Origin of the sequence: Lentibacillus saliphilus (assembly GCF_019093865.1) — a bacterium.
Lineage (GTDB): Bacteria > Bacillota > Bacilli > Bacillales > Amphibacillaceae > Lentibacillus_B > Lentibacillus_B saliphilus.
Map to the genome: position 1 here is coordinate 380,315 of NZ_JABJXD010000001.1, position 13,741 is coordinate 394,055.

The following is a 13,741-nucleotide window of genomic DNA, read 5'->3' on the forward strand; positions in this document are numbered from 1 at the left end:
AGATGGGCGGGCATTTCACCACTCCCCTTCTTGCCCTTTATTCATTTACGCTTTATCTTGTTATAGAAATATAACTGCCCCTACTGTTGCTAAGCATAAGCCTATTAAAACTGGAAAGAAGTTTTTACGAACTAATTCCATGACTGATACGCCACAAAATCCTGCAATAGCAATGATCGATGACCACGCCACAAGTGTGCCGCCTCCAGTCCATATTGAACCCATTTGACCTATCGCCGCTAGCGTTTCTGCATCAAGTCCACCACTGTTCAACGAAGCAGACAATGCCCCCGTTAATGGAAGCCCGGAAAATCCGGATCCATCTAATCCAGTTATCATTCCAATAATGAGTATACTGAAAGCTGCTAAAAACGCATTCTGCGGAAGAATATCTTGTGTTGATTGCACAAGGTCAAACAACAATGCAGGTGCATTGGCTTCAATTGCTAAAATGTCACCTGAGAAATCAGAACTCCCTAAGAAGAAAAACCCTGCGATCGGAATGACTGGCCCCATCGCTTTAAAGGCAAAAACAAACCCGTTCGTGATATGCGTTGTAATGTAATCGAGTGCATGTTGTTTACCAAATGCTGCTGTTGACAATAACAACAATACAACAGCGACCCCACCTACAAAAGCAGCACCATCGCCTCCTTCAAGACCGCCCATTCGCCCTGAACTTAATTTTGTAGACATCATATAAATAACGACGAGCAATAGTGATAACGGGACGATTACGGCAAACAATTTACTCCAAAAATCATGGTGTTTTGTTTGTGGTTTGTGAGTGATTGTCTCTGTTGTTTGTAAATTTTCCAATTCCTGTTCATTAAGGACGTGCCCCTTCGTCCGCATCTGCTTACGATAGAGCAAATATGCGGCTATAATAGCCGTTATACCGACAACGAGCGATAGTATAAGCGCTTTGTCCGCTACAACTGTTGTTTCAACACCCGCGGATGCTGCTGATAAACCTGGTGCAACCTGCATGATATAGTCAGATGAAAGCGCCATTCCTTGACCTGATAAAGCTACAACAACAGCAGCCGTCATAATTGGAAGGCCCGATCGAACAGCAGCTGGAACGAGTAATGCACAGATAAGTGGTACCGCTGGTGTTGGCCAGAAAAACAGAGAAATGACGTACGTGACAACAGCTAAAATAACATAAGACACATGTGCATTCACCATAAGCCTCTGTAACGGTTGAATCATGCGTCGATCTGCACCAAGATCTCGCATTGAATGTAGTAAGGCAAGCATAAACGTAATAATCAAGAAGATATTAAATAACTCTTTTGCAGCGACGAGATTAGCATTAAAAATCGCTGTCAATCCATCAATCATATTACCTTTATAAACCCAGGCAATGACAAAGGTCCCCAATAATGTCGGAAATACAACACCTTTACGCCAAACCATCGTTACAATAATCGCCAAGGTAAACAAACCATATAGCCAATGAGAAAGGGTTAATTCCACATGATCGCCTTCTTTCTCTTCTAATATGGTTATAGCCTATGCTTACATTCATTAAGCGGTGCATCGAACACTGTTTTATAAAGTGAAAAAGCAGTTCACTTTGAACTGCTTTTTCATGTGAGCGGTAGCTTTATTTACACCATTCTTAACAATGTTTTTGGCTGTGTTCTAAAAAGAAAATACACAACAAAAACCGATATGATAAACGATGGAACCATATAGGATATGTTGTAAAGAAACGCATAAACCCAGACTGATTGTCCCTCAATAGCAGATTCAAAAAAGATTAAGCCTGCTATATAATGGGCTACAAAACGTAGAGCCGACCCGACAAAAACCCCTAACGTAATCACCGATAAATAAACCTGGGTATCACCAGCTTTAACTGCTCTTTGAATACGTTTCGCAAACAAGCCTGCAAAGCCAATTACCGTAAAGGCAAGCCCGTAATCAATAATAGCCTGAGCCCAGTGTACAATAAATGGTGTTCCAACCACTGTTTGAAGAATACCCCAAAGAAATCCGGTCAAAAGCCCACCCTTAAGTCCCCAGCGAAAGGCAGCAATAAATACGGGCACCATCGCCAACGAAATTGAGCCACCCATTGCCCAAATCTTAAACTTTAGAAACGGGATCATATCCAAAGCTAATGCCATAGCCGTGAGCATGGCAACCTCAACTAAAAACAAAATACGCCTTGATTGCATTGTGTTCTCCTCCCCATTTAATAACTCTCTCTTTATGAGAAAGCACAAAAAAAGCAGTGCCAAGGGGAAGCTTCCTGATGGGAAACCGCTCACACTACTTCTTATTCCATCAAAAAAGCCACCATCCCTACGCTAGTACTAACTAACAGGTTCGAAGGGTCTGAGCACATTCACGCTCACTCTCAGCCATACGGCTCCCCCTGAAGGCTTGATTATTCGCTTTTTTCGTTAAACTTAGTGTATCATACGATCGAATCCTTAACAAATTTACCAATTGTTAAAGATAACGTTAATGATTTACATTTCAAGAAAGGCTTCAACATCGGCAACACATAGCTTAATGGCATTCTCCCAGAAATCAGGTTTCGTTAAATCAACATTTAAGTGCTTCATCGCCAAGTCTTCAACTGTCATACGACCTGTATCACGAAGAAGGGCAATATAAGCATCTTCAAAGCTACCGCCTTTTTCTTTTGCATACGCATAAATACCGAGACTAAACAAATAACCAAATGTATACGGGAAGTTATAGAATGGAACGCCGGTAATATGGAAGTGTAGTTTTGAAGACCAGAAATTCTGATCATAATCCTCAATCGCGTCGCAATACGCTTCCTTCTGTGCTTCAACCATTAACGCATTCAGTCTATCGACAGACACCATACCTTGCTTTCTTTCCTCATAAAAACGTGTTTCAAACAAAAATCGTGCATGTATATTCATGAAAAACGCCACACTGCGTTGCACTTTATCCTCTAGCAATGCTTGTTTTTCTTCTGGTGATGTCGCATTTTGTACTGACGCATCGGCAACAATCATCTCCGCAAACGTAGACGCTGTTTCAGCAACATTCATCGCATACCGTTGGTTTAGCCCGTGAATATCATTCATAACGTGCTGGTGATACGCGTGACCTAGCTCGTGAGCAAGTGTCGCAATATTCGACGCTGTCCCAGAATACGTCATAAAAATACGTGTCTGTTCACTAGCAGGAAAACTCGTACAAAAACCACCCGGACGTTTACCGGCACGATCTTCTGCCTCTATCCATCTGTTTTCAAATGCCATTTGAGCAAAATCGGCCATTTTCGGGCTAAACGCCTTAAACTGCTCAACAATAAATTCTGCGCCTTCTGTAAAGGAATAGGTTTTATTCGTCTTTGACAAAGGAGCGCCAATATCGAACATGCTAAGCTTTTCAAGACCTAACAGTTCTGCCTTTTTATGTAGAAAATCAACAAATGGTTGTTTGTTACGCGATATTGCCCCCCACATTGCATCAAGTGTTTCTTGTTTCATTCGGTTAATTTCCAGCGGTTCCTTTAGTACGTTATGCCATCCTCGATGCTTATAGGTTTGCAGGCGAAAACCAGCCAAATGATTTAACGTCTGACCAAACAAATCAGCATTACCAGACCATGCTTCATCTAGTTTCTTAGCCACATGCTGACGGACAGATCTATTTGGATGGCTCAGTTTATTAGCTGCTTGACCGACGGAATAAGATTTCACATCACCATCTTCTTCAACGTCAACAGTCATTTTTCCAACGATCGCATCATACATTTGCCCCCAGCCGTTATAGCCATCTACCGCCAAATCATTAATGAGCACTTCTTGAGCAGCAGGAAGTTGTTCTTTTGCTTGTGTTCGACGTTCACTAAGAACAAAATCCACCTCTTTTAATTTTGGGTGTTCAAGAAGACTGTTCCAGTCCGATTCTTTTACAGCGACAAGCTTTTGATCAAACATCGTTGAAATTTCACCCATTTTCGCCCCAAGTTCGCTACGTTTTCCAACGAGTATCGTTGCACCTTTGTCCGTCACATCTTGTGCACTGAGACAGCTTATAAACGCAGATACTTCACGAAATTGCTTCATCACTGCCTCGAATTTTGAAATTATAGTAATTAGGTGAGTGGCGTCAGCAACAGTAGACTCAAAGTCATTAATCGCTTTTTCAAGGTCGATGACTTTTTCATCAATATTACTAATGTATGTACGTAATGCCTCTGAATCACTACCACCAGCAAAAATCGTCTCTAGATCCCACGTTTGTTCATATGTTTGGCCCATTCCATTGATTCCTCCCTTAGTTAAAGTCCTATTATTCTATTATACAGGTAATGACTCATAATGATATACCAAGTTCGGTTTATTATTCCATGTTGGATATGACCAATGCGCTTTTATATATAAGCATATTGAGTCACATCAATTTTCTCCTTTTACCTTTACATGTGGTGTGGAATAAATTTGCACGTGTAAAGTCCCGTTTTTAGCAGCGGCACGTATTAACAAAGGTTGACTATAGCGATTTTTGAAGACAAAATCTGGGCCCCACCAGCTTACTGCTGCGTCTCGACCTGGCGGAACATAAGGTACGTCACGGCTATGGGAATATCGTTTAACGATTTGGATCCCCTTTAAGCTAACTGCATTAAACAATGTGGATGACACCTGACAAATGCCGCCTCCTATCCCCTCAGAAAGCTCTCCTTTTACAATGACCGGAGCACGCATATAACCTCTTTCCTCCGTTCTTTTACCAACCACCTCATTAAAAGAGAATGATTCCCCGGGAAATACGACATGATTGTTGATCGCTTGTGCTGCTAAGTCGATATTATGACTCCGTTCCTTATGTTGATGTTTAAAATGTGTTGTATATTCGCCTAGTTTATTTCGACGAAGTTGATCAAGTAATTCACTGTCAACCCTTGGATAAATAACTTCCGTGGGGATCGTCATTTCTGTATGCGTATTCAAGGACATATGCTCCAAAAATCGTCTCATGAATAATGCCTGATTAATCCGGATACCTGGAACTTCAGAATTAATATGTCCTTTTTTTGTTAAGGTTGCATTTTTTGGTTGCTTGTAGACATGTTCCTCAAGTGTCTGTATAAATGCATGAAGCTTATGGCGGTCTAGAATCAACCCACCTGTTCCATCTATCATAAAGTAGTCACCATCAACCGTTCGAATGAGATCTTCCTTATAAAAAACATCAATTTGTGCAGCAGTTATTGTCTGAGTAAACGACCATAATAAAAACATTATCGTCATGATTGATAAAGCATGCTTCATAGCCTATCCTCCCAATCATATTTCACTTAGTATAAGAACTTTAGCTATAATTCATGCATGCTATTCAGACGGCTACACTATAAAATAAACCAAACAAACACAATAATCGTAATGATTAATGTCAAGCTATAAATTACAATTTGCAACGGGATATTACTTTTTAATGACTCGGTCTCATACGCATGCGAGCGTTCAAGTTCATCAGTAGGTGTATCTCCTTTTGCTTCATATTGCTCCATCTTCTTTTCTTCTTGTTTAAACGCATAAAGCGTTCCACCAACTGCAATGATGAATAATATTATGAGAAACACAATCAATCCTAGGCTCATTCACCACGCCCCCCTTACCATTAATTAAATAAAAAGGCTGCTCCGTCACATTGTGCAGAACAGCCTGTACAGGTTACTTATCGAAAATCTCTGGTATCCTCAATCTTTCGACTGGCGTACACATAGCCAACAACCGATGCCAGAGCCATCAGAATGGCATATAAACTACCTTTTTTCATTGTATACTCCTCCTCATGCCACATTGTTTGGCAAACTATTATGAATCATCTAGAACGGGCGGAACTTGCCTTTCCGCAGCACGAGCTTCGGTCCACCGAGCAAGAATAAGTAACGGTTATCAACCACTTTCTTCATTGTTGCAGCTGGCTTACCATATAATTTTGTTCCAGATAATACCGTTCCCATTCCATCAGTGACACCAAGGGAAGCTACCGTACCCTTATCAGAAAACTTAAATGCCTTTAATGGCTCATCATGAAGTAAAGCACGGATGTTGTTTGCACATGTATCCGCATGCTGCATTGCTGCTTGAGCAGTAGGTGGGTATGGGCGCCCCTCTTCTTTGTTCATAACCCAAGCACAATCCCCTAAGATGAAAATATTTTCTTCACCTGGTGCCCGTAGATCCTCATTGACAGTAACCTTACCTTTTGTCAATTCAAATCCTGATTCACCTAGAACGGAGCTTCCTTTAACACCCCCGGTCCAGACGACTGTACCAGCTTTTATTTCTTCATGGTCATCACCGACGATAAATCCGTCTTCTGTACATTCTTGTATTTTTGCGTTTTCCATGAATTCAACGCCACGTGATTGAAGTGAGTCTTTCGCATAGGCAACGAGATCCTTATCAAATCCTGGTAAGATGGTTGGTGCAGCTTCAACATTGATGATGCGAACTTTATTACGATCTATATCATACTTTTTACAAAGCTTTGGAACCTTCTCTACGAGTTCACCTAATAATTCAATACCAGTAAATCCGCCTCCGCCAACAAGAATGGCTAAACTATCATCATTAGCATTTTCTTCATTTCGGTATTTAGCAAATTGATATTCAATATGACTATCTATTTCTCGGCACGTATCGATGTCATTAATGAAAAATGCATGCTCGTCCATACCTTTAATGCCAAATGTATTTGTTTCAAAGCCGAGTGAGAATACGAGATAATCATAGCTAACTTCACCATTTTCTAATTCAACCAATTGCTCCTCTTTGTTTACCTTAACAACAGAATCATAAATCAATCTTACACGGTTAGGATTAATAACATCACTGATCATAATGCGTGCGAGATTATGATTAATCGTTCCGGCGGCTACCTCATGTAACCAAGTTGTTTGATAATGATAATTATGCTTGTTAATAAGCACAATATCTGCTTCTTCGGGCTGCAACTGCTGACATAAGCGCTTTGTTGTCATCATACCAGCATATCCAGCACCAAGCACTACAATTTTCGGTTTGCTAGCGTTCATTTTGTGCAAGCTCCCTTCCTTTGTCATCCTTCAGTTCGCACATATTGTGTTACACATCCAGATTAATGATCTTTTTATCTTTTTTACATTTAATTACATGTTTAATGATAGCAAAAAAAGTTCTTGAGAGCCATAATTCTGCTATGATTCCTGTTAATTATTTTGTAATTGCGTAAAGGTGGGCTTAATAAATAGCGGATCCTCATAATGCCCTGCCCTTTTTAATTGTTGTTGCGCCGTTCTTCTCTTCGTTTATACATCTCATCTTGCCATTCGGCAACACGCTTTTTAATGTCCTCTGCCTGTGTGTTAATATCGTCTCTCTTTTCGGATCGAAGTGTTTTGATAATCTCTTTAATAGATTCATTTCTTTCTGATAAGAGGTTCTTTAATGTATTCAGCGCTTCTTCATCCAATATCTCTTCATCGCGAATCATTGTGTACGCCGTATGCAAGTGTGAATCTTCTCGTTTACGTATTTGTGTAACTTGACTGACCTTCTGATCTAATGCATCTCGTTTTCCTAACACTTCCCAGGGTCCCGGTGCTTTCGTATGGGCCCATGCTAAGTCTATAAGTGATGGAAGCCACTCTTTTTCAATCGTACCTTGAAGCTCTTCTTCATTATTAGCAGAATAATACTTCCCATTACCTGCTTCAGATACTTTTTTTAGCTCGGCTTCGGCTGTATCATCAACAGCAAAGCCAATGATGTTAACTGATCGTGTGTCAGCACTTTCTGTAAACCTCTCTGCCGCCTGAACTGGATCGCCATTACATGTCTCCACACCATCGCTAACGATATAGACAGTCACATCTTCAGAAAAGTCACGACTCATATCAGCTGCTTCTTCAATAGCTCCAGCAAGTGGGGTCCAGCCTTTACTTTCAAATGTTTCTAGCGATGCATTAAATGTATCTGCATCATAAGCTCCCATTGAATACACGTCCTCGATCCCTTCACATGATAATGCTTGATCGTCTTTTGATTCGGAACCTTTATGACCGTAAACAACGAGTGAAAGCTCACTATCCTGTCCAATAACTTCAGCAAAACGTCGAACAGCATCTTTAGCAATGTCCATTTTCACTTTCCCGTCAACGGTTAACAACATACTAGAGCTGGCATCTAGTAAAATAATCGCTTTATTCGGTGCAGCTCTTTCACCTTCTGTCGTTTCTGTACGAGGATCTGGTAAGTATGGATCTTCAAATCCTGGGTCATATTGTTCAACGCTTTCAATATGTGTTTTATAATGTGGGCTCGCTAATAAACCAACAAGACCATCATATATCGCGTTTGGATTTTTTGTTTGATTCATTAATGAAACGAGTTCTGACTGAAGTGAAGCCAGAATACTGTCTGATAACTCTTCCTCAAGTTCAACATCGGACACAAGTGTGCCACCTGACTGCTGTTTTAAAGTATCTAACGTTATATCGATTGTATCAGCTTCTATGAGAGGCTGTTCGTTAGCGTTATGCTCTTCTTCTACTGGTCTGTTATCTTTTTCGGTGCTTTCCGTGTCATTAGTTGGTTGTGATATATCATGATTCTCAACATCTTCATCCTTACACGCTGCTAAGACAATTATGAGCATGGCTATGCCTAATAATGCTACATTTTTCATATTAATCACTCCACTTATACCGTTTAACACTATTAGAACATAATGATCATAAACGTCAATATTACAAATGACCTATTATAAGCATGTTATATTTGTTATATAAAGACTTTTATACCATATACACAATAGCGAAATGAATACCCCCTGAAAACACATTTATCAAAACCACAGTCATTGGTTAACGATGTCAGTATTTAAAATTGTTTTTATAAGTTTGTCTTGGATATCCGGACCATCGTCATCATCAAGTAAATTGTTTAAGAGAATGGAAAATATGATTGGTTCACCTTGCGCTGTCTCAGCATAACCCGACAAGGTACTCACGCCATAAATCGTGCCTGTCTTTGCTTGAACATTAAAGCCTCCCATTCGATAGCGCAGTGTTCCACCGATGATTCGATCAGCTCGTCCTGCTACTGGCAAGCTATGTTTAAAGGTTTGAAACCAGCTCTGCTGCTGTATGGTGTATAAAAGTGATGTGATGTCATTTGCTGGGATCATATTAATATGTGATATACCAGATCCATCCCTTAGCAGCATTGTATCTAAATTCATCCCCATCCGATTCATTTCCATTTCAAGTACTAAAAGCCCCTTCTCCCAAGATCCCTCTCCGTGCTTATAGCGCCCGATTTCTTTAACAAGCATTTCTCCAATCGTATTGTTACTCAATTTCATGAATGGTACGAGCAATTCAGAAAGCGGACTGGATCGTCGTTCGAACAAGATGTGTGCGTTCTTAGGTGCTTTCCCCTTGACAACCGTACCTGACCACGACACGCCTTGCGTTTGTAATGCTGACTGAAACAAATCAAGTGCGTATTGAGTTGGATCCCATACAGAAACCCATTCATAAACACCACGTGATTGACTCGGAATTTCACCTGTTATCATAATTTGATTCGTCCCATGTGTCCGTTCAATCGTCACATTGGGTTCGGTTGTGTCTGAGTTTGTCGTTATAGCTTGATTTTCAATTTGGACATAATTCGTTTGTGGAACAATTTTGACAGATGGGCTTTCCCCTTCATTTTGGGGATGTACGCTTACGATGACACTCCCAGCATCAAAGTCCTCATTTGGAGATGCCGTTAACGCTGAAATTTGTGCACCATAGTAGTATGTTTCATCACTCCAATTTAAATCTCGTGATAATCGCTCGTTATCATACCATGTGTCATCGCCAATTATATGACCTGATATATGCGTGATGCCCTTCTGTTTTAGTTCTAAAGCAATGTCTTTAAACGCTGAGACGGTTAAGGTGGGATCACCTTTGCCCTTTATGTAGAGATTACCTTTTAACGTGTGTTCATCTATGACGCCATCGGTCAGTAGCTGTGTGGAGAAACGATAATCCTCCCCAAGGACAGATAAAGCTGCCGCTCCTGTTAATAGCTTCATATTGGAAGCTGGATGTAGCCGTAAATCGCCAAAATGATCATACCGTATATCTCCAGTCGTGCCAGAACGGATACTAATACCGGCAATTGCGCCTTTTAAAGCTTCTTCTTCGTTTAAAACCGCTTCAATTCGATTTTCAAGTCCATTTGACGACGAACTTACATGGACGTTATCCCCGTCCTCAGTCACACTTTCCCCCTCCTCCTCATCAGTAAAAGTTGATGACTCATTCGGCGGAACCAACATATATAATATGAACAATAGAATGATGAACATGCCTGCATAAATGATTTTCACACTGAGTTCCTCCATTGAAGGTCTTATTTAATAGTTATTAGATTGTAATGAAAAACATGTCTTAAGAGTACCAACGTTAACAGTGTGACCAAAAGCATACATCACTATAAATCGCTCATTGTTAAATGTTGAAAAGAGCCATGCACGCTCATCATATAACAAGTAATATTCTACACAAAAAAGAACCTATCGTAAGGTTGCGACGATAGGTTCATTCTTCGTACATGTATGATTAAGACTGATGGGACTGTTGTTTTTTGGAAATAAACAACAGTACGGTTACAACAATGAGCATTGTGCCAGCACTAGATAAAAACGGTTTTCCAAACGCCTCTGCTGTTGCGCCTGACACAAAAGACCCAGCAATAACGCCCAGTGAAAAAAATGCATAGAAAATCCCATATGCTTTGCCACGATCTATCTTAGACGATGCCTCAGCAATAATTTTGTTCATAGACGGAAAGACAAGAGCGAACCCTACGCCATAAACAATCATGAGCATAATAACACCCCAAGCAACCGCGACGATATTCAGCATCGTATGAACAAAGCCGATTATGGCGATGCCATTAACGACGAGCGCAATTGGCGAGTATTTATCGTACATTCGATTAAGCGGTGTCAGAAAAACAATCAATGTAACGATTCCATACGTACTCAACAGCATTCCAGTCGCAGCGGACGTTAACCCCATATCACCTACCTTGAGTGGTAGCGCAAATGCTAACGTACCATTACTAATCATAAGTGCCAACGCCGCAAGTGACGCTTGAAGAATCGGCAATTTTTTTAATAACGGAATAAAATGGGAAAACGATGCTTTTCCGCGATCTGTTGTCATCACACTATCACGAACAAACGACACGATGAGAATACCGGTAATGACGAATAAAACTGCAACAAGGTAAAAGACATAATCCACCTTGCCCATCGATGCTAGGGCTCCGCCTAGTGCAGGCCCGACAATAGCAGCTGTTCCAATACATGCACCGGTCAGTGCCATTACTCGACCTCTTTTTTGATTTTTCGACTGATCGCCCACATAAGCGAAAGCCCCTGGAATTAACACACCACCTGCGAGGCCATGAAAAAACCGAACCCAAAAAAGCTGCATACCTGTTTCTGCTAATGGATAAAACAGCAACACAATCGCAACTGAAAACATACCAGTATAAAGCATTTTTTTACGTCCAAATCGATCAATCCAATGACCACCAAAAATATTACCAATCATATTGGCCAATGAATAAATGGCTACAATGGCCCCCGTTAATAAATAAGACGCCCCGAGGTCCATCGCATATGGCGTAATAATAGGAAGCTGTATAAATGTATCTAAAAATGACACGACAATAATAAAGTATAAAATTCGACTCATCTTCCACCCTCACATTCCCCCATATTATACAACAAGCAGAGCTAGAAGAAATATAAAACGATCATTTCTTATCTAGCTCTGCCTGTATTTGTGAATAACTCGTGACATTTTTTATGCCAACTATATTTACCAACAACCTACATTGCATGCACTGGCTATTTCAGATCGATTAGTGTTCTTGTTTTGGATATTTAATAAAGAATGTCATGACTAAGCCGATGATTGAAAAGATCCCGGCTACGATAAAGGAAACATTCACGCCATGTATCGCACCAGCAACACCTGTGTCAGGATTTGCCTGTGAGACCATTATGGTAACGAGCAAGGCCGTTCCAATGGCACCTGATACTTGGCGCATCGTATTGTTCATCGCTGTGCCATGAGGAATTAATTTTGATGATAGTTGATTTAAACCAGCTGTTGTAACGGGCATCATTACCATCGAAATGCCAAACATTCTAATGGTGTTAACAACCGTTAAATACATAAATGTTGTATCAGTCGTCAATATGGCGAACATAAATGTTGTGACCGTTACAATGGTCATGCCGATGATGGATAACCATTTTGCGCCATATTTATCAAACAAACGCCCTGTTATAGGATTCATAATCCCCATCAGAACAGCACCTGGCATTAACATCAATCCAGATTGCAGCGCTGTAAATCCGAGCATATTTTGCATCAAGATAGGTAATACAACGGCTGCACCAATCATCGCTGCAAAAGAAACCATACCTAATGCAGTCGTTAATGTAAATACTGAATTCTTAAATACTCTAAACTCAAGTATCGGCGTATCAAGCCGTAATTGACGTGTAATAAACAATGCAAGTGCGATGAAGCCTACACTCATTGAAACGACGACATGTGCACTTGACCACCCCATGCTACCTGCCGTACTAAATCCGTATAACACACCTCCAAAGCCAAGGGTTGATAAAATAATCGATTGAATATCGACCTTTGGAAACGTTTGTTTAGTAACGTTTTTAAGCATAAAATACGCGATCACTAAATCAACGACTACAATTGGTAGAATAACATAGAACAATGCGCGCCAAGGGAAGTGCTCGACAATCCAGCCAGAAAGAGTCGGTCCAATAGCTGGTGCAAATGCAATCACCATTCCAAACATACCCATTGCAGTTCCTCGTTTATGGACAGGGAAAATAAGAAATAAAATCGTCTGCATAAGCGGCATCATAATACCCGCACCTGACGCTTGCAAGACGCGACCTACGAGTAAGAACGAAAAATTAGGTGCAACGGCACAAACGAGCGTACCTAAGCCAAACAAGGTCATTGCACTCATAAATAAGCGTCTCGTCGTAAAACGTTCAATTAAAAAAGCTGTAATCGGAATCATGATCCCGTTTACGAGCATAAAAATAGATTGTAGCCATTGAACAACACTCTCACCAAGGTCAAGATCCTGCATAATATGAGGAATGGCTGTCCCAAGCAAAGTCTGATTCAATATCGCGACAAATGCACCTGATATCATGACAATCATGATCGGTACTTTATTAATAGGTTGGACTGACGTTTCGTTTTCGACCATGATGTACCTTCTTTCTAGAATGATTATACCTAAGCTTCATTTTAGCTTAGCAATTAAATCATTTTACCACAATGACTAAGCAGATTAAATGTATTGAACAATAAATTCCTCTCATACAATCATATGAAATAAAACCACTTACCGAACAATATGATCGGTAAGTGGTTTTGGAAATCGGGATGACAGGATTTGAACCTGCGACTCCTGGCACCCCATGCCAGTGCTCTACCAAGCTGAGCTACATCCCGTTCAGCGCTAGATTTAAGTATAATAGAACGATCGGGAAAAGACAACGTATCTACTCACCTATGATGCTACCTCTGTTAAGCAACACTAAACGATTGATCATAAACCAGTTTTGTACCGTGACAGCGGTCAGCATTTCCGTTAAACTGAAGATTATTCATAAACTCGTT

10 protein-coding genes, 1 tRNA gene and 1 riboswitch are annotated in these 13,741 nt (G+C 40.5%); all 11 genes read right to left on the bottom strand.

Features of this window, described 5'->3' with window-relative positions; genetic code table 11:
• Nucleotides 1–60: 60 nt before the first annotated feature.
• The gene (locus tag HPC67_RS02010) at nucleotides 61–1,482 is read right to left on the bottom strand and encodes a hypothetical protein (protein ID WP_217585763.1); all 1,422 of its coding nucleotides are present in this window, start codon (nucleotides 1,480–1,482) and stop codon (nucleotides 61–63) included.
• 134 nt (nucleotides 1,483–1,616) lie between these two features.
• Nucleotides 1,617–2,189, bottom strand: coding sequence for an energy-coupled thiamine transporter ThiT (gene thiT, locus HPC67_RS02015; protein WP_217585764.1), 573 nt, complete (start codon nucleotides 2,187–2,189; stop codon nucleotides 1,617–1,619).
• A 107-nt stretch (nucleotides 2,190–2,296) separates the two neighbouring features.
• A riboswitch (TPP riboswitch) is annotated at nucleotides 2,297–2,400 on the bottom strand.
• A gap of 86 nt (nucleotides 2,401–2,486) precedes the next feature.
• Entirely contained in the window at nucleotides 2,487–4,265 is a 1,779-nt protein-coding gene (locus tag HPC67_RS02020) for a M3 family oligoendopeptidase (protein ID WP_217585765.1), read from the bottom strand.
• Nucleotides 4,266–4,403: 138 nt separating this feature from the next.
• Nucleotides 4,404–5,279 (bottom strand): VanW family protein, encoded by an 876-nt coding sequence (locus HPC67_RS02025; protein WP_246569575.1) that lies wholly within the window; start codon nucleotides 5,277–5,279, stop codon nucleotides 4,404–4,406.
• 77 nt (nucleotides 5,280–5,356) lie between these two features.
• Nucleotides 5,357–5,608, bottom strand: a complete 252-nt coding sequence (locus HPC67_RS02030; protein ID WP_217585766.1) for a hypothetical protein — start codon at nucleotides 5,606–5,608, stop codon at nucleotides 5,357–5,359.
• A gap of 228 nt (nucleotides 5,609–5,836) precedes the next feature.
• Complete coding sequence (locus HPC67_RS02035) at nucleotides 5,837–7,051, bottom strand: NAD(P)/FAD-dependent oxidoreductase (protein WP_217585767.1); 1,215 nt, start codon at nucleotides 7,049–7,051, stop codon at nucleotides 5,837–5,839.
• Between the two features lie 221 nt (nucleotides 7,052–7,272).
• On the bottom strand, nucleotides 7,273–8,682 hold the full coding sequence (locus tag HPC67_RS02040) for a vWA domain-containing protein (protein ID WP_217585768.1): 1,410 nt from the start codon (nucleotides 8,680–8,682) through the stop codon (nucleotides 7,273–7,275).
• Nucleotides 8,683–8,853: 171 nt separating this feature from the next.
• A complete protein-coding gene (gene dacB, locus HPC67_RS02045) occupies nucleotides 8,854–10,383 on the bottom strand; it encodes a D-alanyl-D-alanine carboxypeptidase/D-alanyl-D-alanine endopeptidase (RefSeq protein ID WP_343327791.1) in 1,530 nt (509 codons plus the stop codon).
• A gap of 232 nt (nucleotides 10,384–10,615) precedes the next feature.
• The gene (locus HPC67_RS02050) at nucleotides 10,616–11,761 is read right to left on the bottom strand and encodes an MFS transporter (protein ID WP_217585769.1); all 1,146 of its coding nucleotides are present in this window, start codon (nucleotides 11,759–11,761) and stop codon (nucleotides 10,616–10,618) included.
• A 169-nt stretch (nucleotides 11,762–11,930) separates the two neighbouring features.
• Nucleotides 11,931–13,325 carry a DHA2 family efflux MFS transporter permease subunit gene (locus HPC67_RS02055; protein ID WP_217585770.1) on the bottom strand — a complete coding sequence of 465 codons (1,395 nt, stop codon included), beginning with the start codon at nucleotides 13,323–13,325 and terminating at the stop codon, nucleotides 11,931–11,933.
• Nucleotides 13,326–13,499: 174 nt separating this feature from the next.
• A tRNA-Pro gene (locus HPC67_RS02060) sits at nucleotides 13,500–13,573 on the bottom strand.
• Between the last annotated feature and the right edge of the window lie 168 nt (nucleotides 13,574–13,741).

Excerpts from the sequence above, each read along its gene's own strand:
- HPC67_RS02030 (WP_217585766.1), bottom strand. The coding sequence starts at position 5,608 with ATGAGCCTAGGATTGATTGTGTTTCTCATAATATTATTCATCATTGCA.
- HPC67_RS02050 (WP_217585769.1), bottom strand. The coding sequence starts at position 11,761 with ATGAGTCGAATTTTATACTTTATTATTGTCGTGTCATTTTTAGATACA.
- HPC67_RS02035 (WP_217585767.1), bottom strand. The coding sequence starts at position 7,051 with ATGAACGCTAGCAAACCGAAAATTGTAGTGCTTGGTGCTGGATATGCT.
- HPC67_RS02055 (WP_217585770.1), bottom strand. The coding sequence starts at position 13,325 with ATGGTCGAAAACGAAACGTCAGTCCAACCTATTAATAAAGTACCGATC.
- HPC67_RS02040 (WP_217585768.1), bottom strand. The coding sequence starts at position 8,682 with ATGAAAAATGTAGCATTATTAGGCATAGCCATGCTCATAATTGTCTTA.
- thiT (WP_217585764.1), bottom strand. The coding sequence starts at position 2,189 with ATGCAATCAAGGCGTATTTTGTTTTTAGTTGAGGTTGCCATGCTCACG.
- HPC67_RS02020 (WP_217585765.1), bottom strand. The coding sequence starts at position 4,265 with ATGGGCCAAACATATGAACAAACGTGGGATCTAGAGACGATTTTTGCT.
- HPC67_RS02025 (WP_246569575.1), bottom strand. The coding sequence starts at position 5,279 with ATGAAGCATGCTTTATCAATCATGACGATAATGTTTTTATTATGGTCG.